The organism is Pseudomonas marincola, assembly GCF_900116605.1.
Lineage (GTDB): Bacteria > Pseudomonadota > Gammaproteobacteria > Pseudomonadales > Pseudomonadaceae > Aquipseudomonas > Aquipseudomonas marincola.
The window spans coordinates 158,822-172,096 of sequence record NZ_FPBC01000003.1; the positions used below are offsets into that span (position 1 = coordinate 158,822).

A 13,275-nucleotide genomic window follows, 5' to 3' on the forward strand; every position below is an offset into this window, starting at 1 on the left:
TATGTCTCTGATTGCGGATTACGGCATCGTACTCCTGGTTCTTGCCTGTATTTTCGGCTTCTTCATGGCCTGGGGCGTCGGCGCGAACGACGTTGCCAACGCGATGGGTACCTCCGTTGGCTCGCGGGCTCTGACCATCAAGCAGGCGATTTTCATCGCCATGATCTTTGAGTTCACCGGCGCCTATCTGGCCGGTGGGCAGGTCACAGAAACCATCAAGAGTGGCATTGTCGACGCGTCGATGATCAGTCCCGGGCTGATGGTGCTGGGCATGATGTCGGCGCTGCTTGCGGCGGGTACCTGGCTGCTGATCGCATCGACCAAGGGCTGGCCGGTTTCGACCACTCACTCGATTGTGGGTGCGGTCATCGGTTTCGCCGCGGTGGGTGTGTCCTTTGATGCCGTTCACTGGTCCGGTGTTGGCCCGATTGTCGCCAGCTGGGTGGTCTCGCCGGTGCTGTCCGGCCTGGTCGCATTCGGTGTGTTCATGAGCGTGCAGAAGTTGATCATCGACACCGATAATCCTTTTGCCAACGCCAAACGCTTCGTGCCGCTGTACATGTTTGCCACCGGCTTCATGGTGTCGATCATGACCATGACCAAAGGCCTCAAGCACATCGGTCTGGACCTCTCGGCGTTTCAGGGTTTCCTGGTTTCGCTGGGCGTAGGCACCGGTGTCATGGTGCTGGGTATCATTTTGCTCAGCCGTATCAAGATCGACGTTGAAGCGGACAAGTCGTTCCACTTCGCCAGCGTGGAAAAAGTTTTTGCCGTGCTGATGATCTTCACCGCCTGCTCCATGGCGTTCGCCCACGGTTCCAACGACGTTGCCAACGCAGTGGGCCCGCTGGCGGCCATCGTTGGGGTAATCAATTCCGGTGGCGAAATGGTCGGCGCCAAAGCCGCTCTGCCAAGCTGGGTATTGCTCCTGGGTGCGGTTGGTATCGTTATCGGTCTGGCCACTTACGGCTACAAGGTAATCGCCACCATCGGCAAGGAAATCACTGAGCTGACGCCGAGCCGTGGCTTCGCTGCCGAGCTGGCTACCGCGACCACCGTTGTGGGCGCCTCGGCTATCGGCTTGCCAGTCTCGACAACTCACACATTGGTGGGCGCCGTTCTTGGCGTTGGTATCGCGCGCGGTATCGGTGCGCTGAACCTGGGCGTAATCGGCAAGATTTTCATGTCCTGGCTGATTACTTTGCCGGTGGGCGCGGCACTGTCGATTTTCTTCTTCTTCATCTTGCGCGCTATTTTCGGCTCGGTTTGATGTTGCCAACGACAGCCGCGCAATGCGGCTGTCGTTAATCCCACGGTTCCATCTTCTCCCGCATTGCCTCTATGATGGGGCCAATGGCCTGCGATAGTTTTCCAGGCCGCCTGCGTGGAGACTGCTGATGCCACTGCCATCTTTCAAAGATCAATTTGCTGCGCTGATTGCTGCGCCTTCGGTGAGCTGTACTCAGGCTAACTGGGACCAGAGCAACCGGCCGGTGATCGAGCTGCTGTCTGCGTGGCTGGAAGATCTCGGCTTTAGCTGCGATGTGCAGCAAGTCTCTGCCGGCAAATACAATCTGCTCGCCAGCTATGGCTCCGGCCCTGGCGGTTTAGTGCTGGCCGGGCATACCGATACTGTGCCGTTCGATGCCGAATTGTGGCAGACCGACCCGCTCAAATTGACCGAGGCGGACGGCCGCTGGATCGGCTTGGGCAGTTGCGACATGAAGGGGTTCTTTGCCTTGATCATCGAGGCGGTGAAACCTTTGCTTGAGCAGCGCTTCAGCCAGCCGTTGCTGATTCTGGCAACGTGCGATGAGGAAAGCTCGATGGCCGGTGCGCGTGCATTGGCCGAGGCGGGCAGGCCGCTGGGGCGGGCGGCGGTGATTGGCGAACCGACCAGCCTCAAGCCCATTCGCATGCACAAAGGCATCATGATGGAGCGCATCGACATTCTCGGGCGCAGTGGCCATTCGTCTGACCCGTCGCTCGGTCACAGTGCGCTGGAAGCCATGCAGGCGGTCATGGGTGAATTGCAGCAACTGCGCAAGCAGTGGCAAAGCGAGTTCAACAACGCCCAGTTCACGGTGCCGCAACCGACTCTGAATCTGGGCTGTATTCATGGTGGCGACAACCCCAATCGTATCTGCGGGCAATGCTCACTGGAGTTCGACTTGCGCCCTTTACCGGGCATGCAACCCGAAGCACTGCGCGCGGCGATTCGCCAGAAGCTGCAGCCGCTGGCCGAGCAGCATCAGGTCAAGATCGACTATGCGCCGCTGTTCCCAAGTGTGCCGCCGTTCGCGCAGGATGCCGACTGCGAGCTGGTTCGCGTTGCCGAGCGTCTCACCGGCCACACCGCTGCAGCAGTAGCCTTTGGCACCGAAGCGCCTTATCTTCAGCAGCTTGGCTGTGAGACGCTGGTGCTCGGCCCCGGCAATATCGACTGCGCTCACCAACCCGGCGAGTACCTTGATATGTCACGTTTGCAGCCGACAGTGCGTCTGTTGAGTGAGCTGATACAACACTATTGCCTGACCCCGATTAAACCCTGAATGTGAGGAGCGCCCCGTTGATGCAGTTGCGACGATAACCGGTCGGTACGTTTTGCTGGAGTGAATGAGCCTGCAAGGCTCCTTAATTTTCATGTTTCACAGGCACTTACATGCACGATTACGTCAACTGGCTGCGCCACGCTTCGCCCTACATCAACGCCCACCGTGACTGCACCTTTGTGGTGATGTTGCCCGGTGAGGGCGTTGCTCATCCCAACTTCGGTAATATCGTCCACGACCTGGTGCTGTTGCACAGCCTCGGTGTGCGACTGGTGCTGGTGCACGGCTCGCGCTCACAAATCGAGGCGCGTCTGAATGCGCGTGGTATCACGCCACATTTTCACCGCGACATGCGGGTAACCGACGGGCCAACCCTTGAATGCGTGATCGACGCTGTTGGCCAACTGCGTATCGCCATTGAGGCGCGTCTGTCGATGGACATGGCCGCCTCGCCCATGCAGGGCGCCCGCTTGCGGGTTGCCAGCGGCAATTTTGTCACCGCGCGGCCTATCGGTGTGGTCGATGGCGTGGATTATCACCATACCGGCGAAGTGCGCCGGGTCGACCGCAAGGGCATTGGCCGCCTGCTGGATGAGCGCAGTATCGTGCTGCTGTCATCGCTCGGCTATTCGCCCACCGGCGAGATTTTCAATCTGGCCTGTGAAGACGTTGCCACCCGGGCTGCAATTGATCTGGGCGCCGACAAGCTGCTGCTGTTCGGGGCAGACTGCGGTTTGCTGGATGAGAATGGCGCGCTGATTCGCGAGTTGCGTCCCCAGCAGGTGCCGCAACACATGCAGCGTCTGGCCGGCAATTATCAGGCAGAGCTGCTCGAGGCGGCAGCACAGGCGTGCAAGGCCGGGGTGCGGCGCACGCATATCGTCAGCTACGCCGAAGACGGTGCGCTGCTCAACGAGCTGTTCACCCGCACCGGTAACGGTACGCTGGTGGCGCAAGAGCAATTCGAGTCTCTGCGCGAGGCGACCATTGATGATGTGGGCGGCTTGATCGAGCTGATCAGCCCGCTGGAAGATCAGGGCATTCTGGTGCGCCGTTCGCGCGAGGTGCTGGAGCGCGAGATCGAGCAGTTCAGCATTGTCGAACGCGAAGGGCTGATTATTGCCTGTGCCGCGCTTTATCCAATTGCCGACTCGGATTTTGCCGAGCTGGCGTGCCTGGCGGTCAATCCAGCCTATCGCCACGGCGGTCGTGGCGATGAGCTGTTGGCGCGCATCGAGTCGCGGGCCAGAGCGTTGGGCATGAAGACCCTGTTCGTGCTGACCACGCGCACCGCGCACTGGTTTCGTGAGCGTGGTTTTGTGCCCAGCAGCGTCGAGCGCCTGCCTGCTGCCCGCGCATCGCTGTACAACTTCCAGCGCAACTCCAAGGTCTTCGAGAAGGCGCTGTAAGGCCGCGAACGTTATTCCGCGGGAGCGGGTTGCTCAGGCATGCTGAAGTTGTTCTGGCGCCAGGCCTCGTAAACCGCAACCGCGACGGTGTTCGACAGGTTCAGGCTGCGACAGCCGTCGCGCATCGGCAAGCGCACGCATTGCTCAACGGGCAGTGCGTCGCGCACATCCTGCGGCAGGCCACGGCTTTCCGGGCCAAACAAAAAGGCGTCACCGGGCTTGTAGGCCACTTCGTGAAAGGCCTGCGTGCCTTTGGTGGTGAAGGCAAACACGCGTGGATTGCCCAGCGCCTGCAAGCAGCTGTCGAGGTCCGGATAGCGCTTCAGCGTGGCGTATTCGTGATAGTCCAGTCCGGCACGGCGCAGGCGTTTGTCGTCGAGCTCGAAGCCCAGCGGTTCAATCAAATGCAAGTGGCTGCCGCTATTGGCGCAGAGCCTGATAATGTTGCCGGTATTGGGCGGGATTTCTGGTTGAAAAAGGATAACGTGAAACATGCGCGGCTCCGAGCGTGAAGGCGGGCAGTATTCTACCTCTGATAAGCCTCCAAGGCCGCGTCCGTGGTTAAGGGTTATTGCGTCTCTGGCGATATTCGGCTTTTTAATCGGCCTGATGTTCGGTGATTTGCTGCGCCCCGATGCTGTCCGGCTGGAGCAGGTCGAGGTGGTCGATGACGGTCTGTACCTGTGGTTCAACGAAGCGCCTCAGGTCAGCGAAAGCCTTCTCGATGGCGCTTACATGCTTGAGTTCGAGAGCCTTGGGCGTGAACAGCAGGGCGAGCTGTTGTTAGCGGGCAAGCCTGCCAACTGGCGGCTCAAGCGTCAGCAGCGGCGTTTGCAATTGAGGGTTCTTGCGGCGCGAGGGTTGCTCGGTGACTGGCGTCTTGAGCAACTTGAGAAGCGTTGGAGGCTGAGTGTCAGCCTCCGGGAGGAATAAAAGAGGGGATTCCCCGGCCTGCCTGTACCAAGGTCCCCGAAACTGGGAATGCTTTACTTAATGCAGATAGGATGCCAACTTTTTAATTTATATAAATACCCATATAAATCAGTAGCTTGCTGAGTATTTGCGGCGACGCTGGATGATTTGCAGGGTTTTTTAAGTGAACCGCACGGGTGCACTGCACCGCGATAAAGCGCCGAAACTGGGCGTTGAAATTAAAAACGGGCTTCATGCCCGTTTTTTTATCGATGCGCTAATTGGATTACTGGTCTGCAATATCCGGCTCTACCAAGTGGGCCAGCTGCACAAGTGACTCCTGCCAGCCCAGGTAGCACATCGCTTCTGGGATAACGGCGGGAATACCGGCTTGAACAATGCTCAGCTCGGTGCCGCAGACAACGCTTTTCAGGTCGATCGTGACACGCATTTCACCTGCCAGATTGGGGTCGTCAAAGCGGTCGGTGTGGCAGATGCGCTGATTGGCGATCAGCTCAACGTATTCAACGCTGAACGCGTGGCTGCTGCCGCTGCTGAAATTGGTGAAAGACATGCGGTAACCCCCTCCGACGCGCACATCAATCTCTTCGATGGCGCCGGTAAAGCCAAAGGGCGGCAACCAGCGTTCCAGCGCGCTTTTATCAGTGAAGGCTTTGTAAACACGTTCGGCAGGCGCCCGCAGCACGCGGTGCAGTCGAACCGTACTTGTGGCATTAGGCATGGCACGCTCCTGATTGGAATCAACCTATGACTGCGCTCAATAGCTGAGCCATGGCGCAGGCTATGAGCGAATGGAGTCTTCAATATAGGCTGAAATAATCAGCTGGGAGAAAGCCGCTCAACCGCCCGGCGCTTTCTCTGAATCAGGAAGCTGCGGGCGATTTGCCTTCGGTGCAGGCAAGTGAATGTTGAATGCCAGCGAGTCGGGTCAGGTGAAGAGGGCGGCTTCTTTGCCCACATGAAATTACTGCGATGAAAGCAAAGCGCCCCCGATGCCTGGTGCATTGGGGGCGCTTTTATTAACACTTAAGGCATGCGGGGCTGACTCAGTTGTCGTCGTCGCTGTCGTCGTCGCCACCGTCGATGTTCATGCCCAACTCTTTGATCTTGCGCGTCAGGGTGTTGCGACCCCAGCCGAGCAGCACTGCGGCGTCACGACGTCGGCCAGCGGTATGCTTGAGCGCTGTCTCGATCATGATGCGTTCAAAGGCCGGTACGGCGCTGTCGAGCAGGTTTGAGTTGCCGCGTGCCAGCGCTTGATCAGCCCACTGGCGCAAGGCTTGTTCCCAATTGCTGACCGGTGCGCTCTCTTGCGGCTGGGCGAGCAGCTCAGGCGGCAGGTCGCCAACATGCACTTCACGGCCAGACGCCATGACGGTGATCCAGCGGCAGGTGTTTTCCAGCTGGCGCACGTTCCCTGGCCACGGCAAATGCTGCAGGTAGTCTTCGGTTTCTCGTTTCAGCAGTTTCGGTTCAACCGCCAGCTCAAGCGCAGCGCGGCTGAGGAAATGGCGTGCGAGTGTCGGGATGTCTTCGCGGCGGTCCGACAGGCGCGGAATATGAATGCGGATTACGTTGAGGCGGTGGAACAAGTCTTCACGGAACTTGCCATCGTTGACCAGCGTTTCGAGGTTCTGGTGAGTCGCCGCAATGATGCGCACATCAACCTTGACTGGCACATGGCCGCCGACCCGATAAAATTCGCCGTCGGCCAGTACGCGCAGCAAGCGGGTTTGGGTGTCGGCCGGCATGTCGCCGATTTCATCGAGGAACAGCGTGCCGCCGTCGGCTTGCTCGAAGCGGCCGCGACGCAGGTTGGCCGCGCCGGTGAATGCGCCTTTTTCATGGCCGAACAGCTCGGACTCCATCAAGTCCTTGGGAATCGCAGCCATGTTCAGCGCAATAAATGGCGACGCCGAGCGTGGGCTGTGCCGATGCAGGGCGTGGGCGACCAGTTCTTTACCGGTGCCCGACTCGCCATTGATCAGCACGGTGATGTTGGAGTGCGAAAGACGGCCGATGGCGCGGAATACTTCCTGCATCGCAGGTGCTTCACCGATGATTTCCGGCGTTTGTGCAGCCACTGCCGGAACGTTGAGGTTCTGCTGTTCCTGCGCGTGCTGAATCGCCCGCTTGACCAGCGAAACTGCTTCGTCAACGTCGAACGGCTTGGGCAGGTATTCGAATGCGCCGCCCTGATAAGAGGCCACGGCGCTGTCGAGATCCGAATGCGCAGTCATGATGATGACCGGCAGGCGCGGGTGCATTTCGCGGATTTTAGCCAGCAACTCCAGGCCGCTCGCGCCCGGCATGCGGATGTCCGAGATGATCACATCGGGCTGTTGGCGCGTTAGCCGACTGATCAAGCCGTCTGCACTTTCGAAACTCTGAGTAGTCATGCCCTCTTGTTGCAGGGCTTTTTCCAACACCCAGCGGATGGAACGGTCGTCGTCGACGATCCATACGGTTTCACTGTGACTCATGACGGAGTTACTCCTTGTTCCAGCGGCAAAAAGATTGAGAACACGGTGTGGCCGGGATGGCTTTCACACTCAATCAAACCCTGATGCTGACTGATGATGTTCTGAGTAATGGCCAGGCCCAGACCGGTGCCATCGGCACGTCCGCTGACCATGGGGTAGAAGATGGTTTCTTGCAGCTCGGACGGAATTCCCGGTCCGTTGTCGATAATCTCGATTTTAGTCACCAGACGATGACGAACATGCGCGATGGTGAACTGGCGCAATGCGCGGGTGCGCAGGGTGATCCGGCCGAGACGAATATCGCTGAGCGGTGCCAGCGCCTGCATGGCGTTGCGCACAATATTGAGCACGGCCTGAATCATTTGTTCGCGGTCGATCAGTACATCCGGGATGCTCGGATCGTAGTCGCGTACTAAGGTGATGCCGCCTTGCGATTCGGCCTCGACCAAATTGCTCACACGCTCCAGTACTTCGTGAATGTTGGTCATGGCCAGCAGCGGCAGCTTGTTTGAGCCGAGCATGCGGTCGACCAGATTACGCAGACGGTCGGCTTCCTCGATGATGACGTTGGTGTAATCCTTGAGGCTCTCTTCCGGCAGTTCACGCGCCAGCAGTTGCGCCGCGCCGCGAATGCCACCGAGTGGGTTCTTGATCTCGTGGGCCAGCCCGCGCACCAGCATCTTGGTGGTTTCCTGCTTGGACAACTGCGCTTCTTCTTTGGTGATGCGCAACAAGCGGTCACGCGGCAGCACTTCCAGCAGCAGCAGGGTTTCGCCTTTATTGAATAACGGCGTTACGGCGTAGTCGACGGTCAATGTTTGCCCGGACGCCGAGGTCAGTGTCGCTTCGCGTTTGTTGAACGGGTGCGCTTCTTCGACCGCTTGGCGCAGGGAAATCAGCGCCTCTTGCGATTCGGTGAACAGTTCGCTGATGAACTGGCCGTGGCTGCGTTGCCCACTGACAGCCAGCAGCATCTCTGCCGCCGGATTCATGTACTCAAGGCGCAGGTCGGCATTGAGTAGCAAGGTGGCGGTGGTCAGATTGTCGAGCAACAGGCGGTGCAGTGCGTCATTAATGATCATAGGCTTGGGCATTCCGGCAGTTGTCTAGAAAATGCAAGAAGCAAACCAAAGCCCCGAAAAGTCGCAATAAACAGCGTTATTTCGGCGCTTAGCGAATGGTTTAGTGCAAATAGCGGGTTTTGCTGCGACCCAAAATGGGGAGAGTATAGGATTCGACGTGCGGCGACGCACCGAGATGGTGCGATGCGTTGTCAGGTCAGATAAACGGGACGAAAGGGATGTCCGGCTCTTCGGGTTTTTCGTCGATCGGGCATTCCGGACGAACGCCGTATTCAGGCAGCTGGCAAGGCTTGGCCATGCGTCGCTGAGCCAACGAGGTGCGCAAGATATGCACTGGCTGGTTGGGGGTGCGCTCGACGGTGCGGTCCTGCTCATCAATTATTTCAACAGACAGCTGGTGAGTACCGCGGTCGAGATTCTCCAGCGGGAATACCGGGCTGGTGCCGGCTTCGCCCGTCACGTTGCCATCCAGCAACAGGCGATAGCGATGGCCTTGTTGCAGTGTTGGCTCGCTGGTGGCACTGACAATCAGGTCACCGTTATTGCTGCGTATGGTGGCGTCCGGCTGCGGCACCAGAATGCGCAGCAATTGATAGTGAACTTGCGGCTCTGCGGGCTTCTCAACCTTGGTGACCGGCGCTCTGGTTTGCCCGGGCACTGGCATGGTGTTGGTGGTAGGCAGCTCAACGCGTTTGGCGTTGCCTGCCCTGGGTTTGTCGGTGAAGACCCGATTCCCTTCGGCATCAATGTAGGTGTAGACCTGCGCCGCTGCGGAAAAGCTCAACAGCATCAGGCAAAGCATAATGAGGCGCATGATTAAGGGTTATGGGCTCTTGCGTGGAGTGGGTTTGTTAAGTGCCGGGCTGTTGGTGCTCACCCGTTGCACGGTAATCGTAACGCTGTCGCTCTGTTGTACCGGGCCATTTGAACCAACGACCCGAACGGCTAACGTGTGCTCGCCACGGTCAGCATTGGTTACTTGCAGCATTGGTACGCTGCTGGTTTGTCCGTATGGCTGGCCGTCGAGGATCAACTGAAAGCGATGCGCCGGGCTCAGGCGCGGATCAATCTGTACGCCCACGCTGAATGTGCCGTTGTTGGCGCGCAGGGCTTCATCGTCCGGCAGATTGGTCAGTTGCAGGGTGCGATAAGGCGCCACCTGTTCTTCTGAATCAGACTGGTTGATGGGTGGCGGCATACTGGGCTGCTGAATCTCGACCGTATTGGTCGGTTCAACTTCAACAGTCTCAACCTTGGTGCCGTCAGGCGGCTGATTGGTATACGCGGTATTACCATTGGCGTCAGTGTATTTATAGATTTGAGCGCTAACGGGCAGTGCGATTACCAGCAGTGCGCAAGTGAGCATGCGGCGCATGGTGAGTCTCCCAATTATTGACCCTTGTAGATTTGCACCGCCAGACGCTACTGGCAAGCGACTTGGCTGCGAGCTGCGTCACTGCAGCGCAATTTTGGCCTCTGTCGGGCTAACTCATCGTAAGCGGGTGTTTCCGTTTAAAAGACTCCTAATGCAATGAGGCCACCCGAAGGTGGCCTCATTTTGCAGCTCGCAGGTTTTAGACGCTGTAGTACAGGTCGTATTCCAGCGGGTGTACGAAGGTGCGTACTTTGATTTCTTCTTCGTGCTTGAGCTCAAGGTAAGCATCGATGAAGTCGTCGCTGAATACGCCGCCTTTGGTCAGGAACGCACGACCTTTGTCCAGCTCTTCCAGGGCTTCTTTCAGGCTGCCGCAAACCTGTGGGATCAACTTGCCTTCTTCTGGTGGCAGGTCGTACAGGTTCTTGTCAGCTGCATCGCCAGGGTGGATCTTGTTCTGGATACCGTCGATACCGGCCATCAGCAGTGCTGCGAAAGCCAGGTATGGGTTGGCAGCCGGATCCGGGAAGCGAGCTTCGATACGACGAGCTTTAGGGCTCGAAACGTAAGGAATACGGATGGAAGCCGAACGGTTACGTGCCGAGTAGGCCAGCATAACAGGTGCTTCGAAACCTGGGACCAGACGCTTGTACGAGTTGGTCGACGGGTTGGTGAAGCCGTTCAGTGCTTTACCGTGCTTAATGATACCGCCGATGAAGTACAGAGCGGTGTCAGACAGGCCGGCATAGCCTTCGCCGGAGAAGGTGTTCTTGCCGTCTTTGGAGATCGACATGTGAACGTGCATACCCGAGCCGTTGTCGCCGTACAGTGGCTTAGGCATGAAGGTAGCAGTTTTACCGTAGGCATCAGCTACGTTGTGTACGCAGTACTTCAGGGTCTGAACTTCGTCAGCCTTGGCTACCAGCGTGTTGAACTTAACGCCGATTTCGTTCTGGCCGGCAGTCGCCACTTCGTGGTGGTGAACTTCGATGACCAGGCCCATATCTTCCATGGCATTACACATGGCAGTACGGATTTCGTGGTCGTGGTCGCACGGCGGAACTGGGAAGTAACCACCTTTAACAGCAGGACGGTGGCCTTTGTTGCCGCCTTCGATGTCTGCGTCAGTGTTCCAGGAACCCTGCTCAGAGAAAATTTTGAACATCGAGCCGGAGATGTCCGACTTGAACTTCACTTCGTCGAAGATGAAGAACTCAGGCTCCGGGCCTACGAATACGGTGTCACCGATACCGGTCGACTTAAGGAACTCTTCAGCGCGCTTGGCGATCGAGCGTGGGTCGCGATCGTAGCCTTGCATGGTGCTTGGTTCGATGATGTCGCAAACCAGAATCAGGGTTGGCTCTTCGGTGAACGGGTCGAGCACAGCAGTGTCGTCAACCGGCATCAGGATCATGTCGGAGGCTTCGATGCCTTTCCAGCCGTGGATGGAGGAGCCGTCGAACATTTTGCCGTGTTCGAAGAATTCGTCGTCCAATGCATCGCGAGCCGGCATGGTTACGTGGTGCTGCTTACCCTTGGTGTCAGTGAAGCGCAGGTCTACCCACTTCACGTCGTGTTCTTTAATAAGTTGAATCGACTTCGACATGCTGTCCTCCAGGTGGATAAGGCTCTTTCTGTTGAGCCCTCAAAGTTCAGTAAAGCCTGCGGATACTCCGCCAGGACTCTCTGCCTCACAAGGGAGCAAATTGCATGCCAGTGCACTGTGATGGGTAAAAAGCCAGAAATACAGGCGTATCGGCGTGTTTGCGGTCAGTTTCAGAAAATGCATGCACCAATCTGGCTCTTTATGAAACTGCGACGCACCAATATAGAGCGTTGAAAATCCGTTGTAAGTTTTTTGATCAAACCTTGAGCAATTTCCGGTATAATCCGCGCCCCTGTTTTTTCGCGAGCTTGGCGCGCGTTGCTTCCATGAAACTGATCGTAAAAGTTTTCCCAGAAATCACCATCAAGAGCCGGCCAGTTCGCAAGAACTTCATCCGGCAATTGGCGAAGAACATCCGTTCGGTGCTCCGCGATCTCGATCCGCAGCTGCTGGTTACGGGTGTGTGGGACAACCTGGAAGTCGAAACCAAGATTACCGATGAAAAGATCCTGCGCGAGATGACTGAGCGTCTCAGTTGCACGCCAGGCATCGTTCACTTCCTCGAAGTTAACGAATATCCGCTGGGTGATTTTGATGATGTGCTGGAAAAATGCAAAAAGCATTTCGCCCATCAACTGCCCGGCAAGATTTTTTCTGTGCGCTGTAAGCGTGCAGGCAAGCATGATTTCAGCTCGATGGACATCGAACGCTATGTTGGCAGCCAGTTGCGCCAGCAGTGCGGTGCGGCCGGGATCTCGCTGAAAGAGCCTGAAGTTGTGGTACGCATGGAAATTCGCGATCAGCGTCTTTTCGTTATCCACAATCAACACGAAAGCATTGGCGGCTACCCGCTGGGCTCGGTTGAGCAGACCCTGGTATTGATGTCCGGTGGTTTCGACTCGACCGTTGCGGCGTACCAGATGATGCGCCGCGGCATGGTCACGCATTTCTGCTTCTTCAATCTGGGCGGTCGTGCCCACGAATTGGGCGTGATGGAAGTTGCGCACTATTTATGGAAGAAGTTCGGCAGCTCCCAGCGCGTTCTGTTTGTCAGCGTGCCGTTTGAGGAAGTGCTCGGCGAGATTCTGCAAAAGGTTGATAACAGCCAGATGGGCGTTGTGCTCAAGCGCATGATGCTGCGCGCCTCGGCGCAGGTTGCAGACCGTCTGAATATTGATGCCCTGGTGACCGGCGAAGCCATTTCGCAGGTGTCGAGCCAGACACTGCCGAACCTTTCGGTGATCGATTCGGTGACCGACAAGCTGGTACTGCGTCCGCTGATTGCCAGCCACAAGCAAGACATTATTGATACCGCGACCAAAATCGGCACCGCCGAATTTGCCCGCCATATGCCTGAGTACTGTGGCGTAATCTCGGTGAATCCGACCACGCGCGCCAAGCGCGACCGGATCATTTATGAAGAGCAGCAGTTCGACATGGCGATTCTTGAGCGTGCGCTTGAGCGCGCCACCCAGTTGCCGATCGACAAAGTTATCGACGAGTTGGGCAAGGATATTGCTGTGGAAGAGGTCGGCGAAGTGCTGGCCGGCCAGGTAGTCATTGATATCCGTCATCCGGATAGCGCCGAGGACGAGCCGCTTGAACTGCCCGGTATCGAAGTGCAGACGCTGCCGTTCTATGCCCTGAACAGCCGCTTCAAGGAGCTGGACGCCAATCGCCAATATCTCCTTTATTGCGATAAAGGCGTCATGAGCCGTTTGCATGCTCACCACTTGTTAAACGAGGGGCATGCCAATGTGCGCGTTTATCGTCCGACATAGAACGCCCGGGTTGAATGGCGGAAGCATCCGCCATCGCCCTCCCGACATGAAGAC

Annotated in this window: 12 protein-coding genes; 5 read left to right on the forward strand and 7 right to left on the reverse strand. The window is 57.5% G+C overall.

The features are described from left to right. Position 1: 1 nt before the first annotated feature. The 3 genes from BM395_RS07030 (at position 2) to argA (ending at position 3,961) form a co-directional block, all read left to right on the forward strand. Positions 2 to 1,270, forward strand: a complete 1,269-nt coding sequence (locus BM395_RS07030) for an inorganic phosphate transporter (RefSeq protein ID WP_090510094.1) — start codon at positions 2 to 4, stop codon at positions 1,268 to 1,270. A 127-nt stretch (positions 1,271 to 1,397) separates the two neighbouring features. After that, on the forward strand, positions 1,398 to 2,552 hold the full coding sequence (gene argE / locus BM395_RS07035; RefSeq protein ID WP_090510095.1) for an acetylornithine deacetylase: 1,155 nt from the start codon (positions 1,398 to 1,400) through the stop codon (positions 2,550 to 2,552). Between the two features lie 110 nt (positions 2,553 to 2,662). Then, the gene (gene argA / locus BM395_RS07040; protein WP_069898429.1) at positions 2,663 to 3,961 is read left to right on the forward strand and encodes an amino-acid N-acetyltransferase; all 1,299 of its coding nucleotides are present in this window, start codon (positions 2,663 to 2,665) and stop codon (positions 3,959 to 3,961) included. Between the two features lie 11 nt (positions 3,962 to 3,972). Here argA and trmL read toward each other — a convergent pair whose 3' ends face one another. Beyond that, positions 3,973 to 4,455, reverse strand: a complete 483-nt coding sequence (gene trmL, locus BM395_RS07045) for a tRNA (uridine(34)/cytosine(34)/5-carboxymethylaminomethyluridine(34)-2'-O)-methyltransferase TrmL (protein WP_069898428.1) — start codon at positions 4,453 to 4,455, stop codon at positions 3,973 to 3,975. On the opposite strand from trmL, the gene BM395_RS07050 reads away from it, so the two are divergent. Further along, complete coding sequence (locus BM395_RS07050; RefSeq protein WP_090510098.1) at positions 4,454 to 4,894, forward strand: hypothetical protein; 441 nt, start codon at positions 4,454 to 4,456, stop codon at positions 4,892 to 4,894. The genes trmL and BM395_RS07050 overlap by 2 nt on opposite strands. Before the next feature lie 265 nt (positions 4,895 to 5,159). On the opposite strand, the gene BM395_RS07055 is transcribed toward BM395_RS07050, so the two are convergent. From BM395_RS07055 to glnA, 6 genes are all read right to left on the reverse strand, one after another. Further along, entirely contained in the window at positions 5,160 to 5,615 is a 456-nt protein-coding gene (locus BM395_RS07055) for an SRPBCC family protein (protein ID WP_090510100.1), read from the reverse strand. A gap of 325 nt (positions 5,616 to 5,940) precedes the next feature. After that, positions 5,941 to 7,377, reverse strand: a complete 1,437-nt coding sequence (gene ntrC, locus BM395_RS07060) for a nitrogen regulation protein NR(I) (RefSeq protein ID WP_069898425.1) — start codon at positions 7,375 to 7,377, stop codon at positions 5,941 to 5,943. Then, positions 7,374 to 8,459, reverse strand: coding sequence for a nitrogen regulation protein NR(II) (gene glnL, locus BM395_RS07065; RefSeq protein WP_069898424.1), 1,086 nt, complete (start codon positions 8,457 to 8,459; stop codon positions 7,374 to 7,376). Before glnL ends, ntrC begins: the two co-directional genes overlap by 4 nt. A 196-nt stretch (positions 8,460 to 8,655) precedes the next feature. Then, positions 8,656 to 9,273 carry a DUF4124 domain-containing protein gene (locus tag BM395_RS07070; protein WP_069898423.1) on the reverse strand — a complete coding sequence of 206 codons (618 nt, stop codon included), beginning with the start codon at positions 9,271 to 9,273 and terminating at the stop codon, positions 8,656 to 8,658. A gap of 9 nt (positions 9,274 to 9,282) precedes the next feature. Then, a complete protein-coding gene (locus BM395_RS07075; protein ID WP_090510103.1) occupies positions 9,283 to 9,834 on the reverse strand; it encodes a DUF4124 domain-containing protein in 552 nt (183 codons plus the stop codon). 199 nt (positions 9,835 to 10,033) lie between these two features. Continuing rightward, positions 10,034 to 11,440 (reverse strand): glutamate--ammonia ligase, encoded by a 1,407-nt coding sequence (gene glnA / locus BM395_RS07080; RefSeq protein WP_069898421.1) that lies wholly within the window; start codon positions 11,438 to 11,440, stop codon positions 10,034 to 10,036. Between the two features lie 326 nt (positions 11,441 to 11,766). Between glnA and thiI the strand changes: the two genes are divergently transcribed. Continuing rightward, positions 11,767 to 13,221 (forward strand): tRNA uracil 4-sulfurtransferase ThiI, encoded by a 1,455-nt coding sequence (gene thiI / locus BM395_RS07085; RefSeq protein WP_090510106.1) that lies wholly within the window; start codon positions 11,767 to 11,769, stop codon positions 13,219 to 13,221. Positions 13,222 to 13,275 lie beyond the last annotated feature (54 nt).

Excerpts from the sequence above, each read along its gene's own strand:
- BM395_RS07030 (WP_090510094.1), top strand. The coding sequence starts at position 2 with ATGTCTCTGATTGCGGATTACGGCATCGTACTCCTGGTTCTTGCCTGT.
- BM395_RS07075 (WP_090510103.1), bottom strand. The coding sequence starts at position 9,834 with ATGCGCCGCATGCTCACTTGCGCACTGCTGGTAATCGCACTGCCCGTT.
- BM395_RS07070 (WP_069898423.1), bottom strand. The coding sequence starts at position 9,273 with ATGCGCCTCATTATGCTTTGCCTGATGCTGTTGAGCTTTTCCGCAGCG.
- BM395_RS07050 (WP_090510098.1), top strand. The coding sequence starts at position 4,454 with ATGCGCGGCTCCGAGCGTGAAGGCGGGCAGTATTCTACCTCTGATAAG.
- argE (WP_090510095.1), top strand. The coding sequence starts at position 1,398 with ATGCCACTGCCATCTTTCAAAGATCAATTTGCTGCGCTGATTGCTGCG.
- thiI (WP_090510106.1), top strand. The coding sequence starts at position 11,767 with ATGAAACTGATCGTAAAAGTTTTCCCAGAAATCACCATCAAGAGCCGG.
- glnL (WP_069898424.1), bottom strand. The coding sequence starts at position 8,459 with ATGATCATTAATGACGCACTGCACCGCCTGTTGCTCGACAATCTGACC.
- ntrC (WP_069898425.1), bottom strand. The coding sequence starts at position 7,377 with ATGAGTCACAGTGAAACCGTATGGATCGTCGACGACGACCGTTCCATC.
- glnA (WP_069898421.1), bottom strand. The coding sequence starts at position 11,440 with ATGTCGAAGTCGATTCAACTTATTAAAGAACACGACGTGAAGTGGGTA.
- argA (WP_069898429.1), top strand. The coding sequence starts at position 2,663 with ATGCACGATTACGTCAACTGGCTGCGCCACGCTTCGCCCTACATCAAC.
- trmL (WP_069898428.1), bottom strand. The coding sequence starts at position 4,455 with ATGTTTCACGTTATCCTTTTTCAACCAGAAATCCCGCCCAATACCGGC.
- BM395_RS07055 (WP_090510100.1), bottom strand. The coding sequence starts at position 5,615 with ATGCCTAATGCCACAAGTACGGTTCGACTGCACCGCGTGCTGCGGGCG.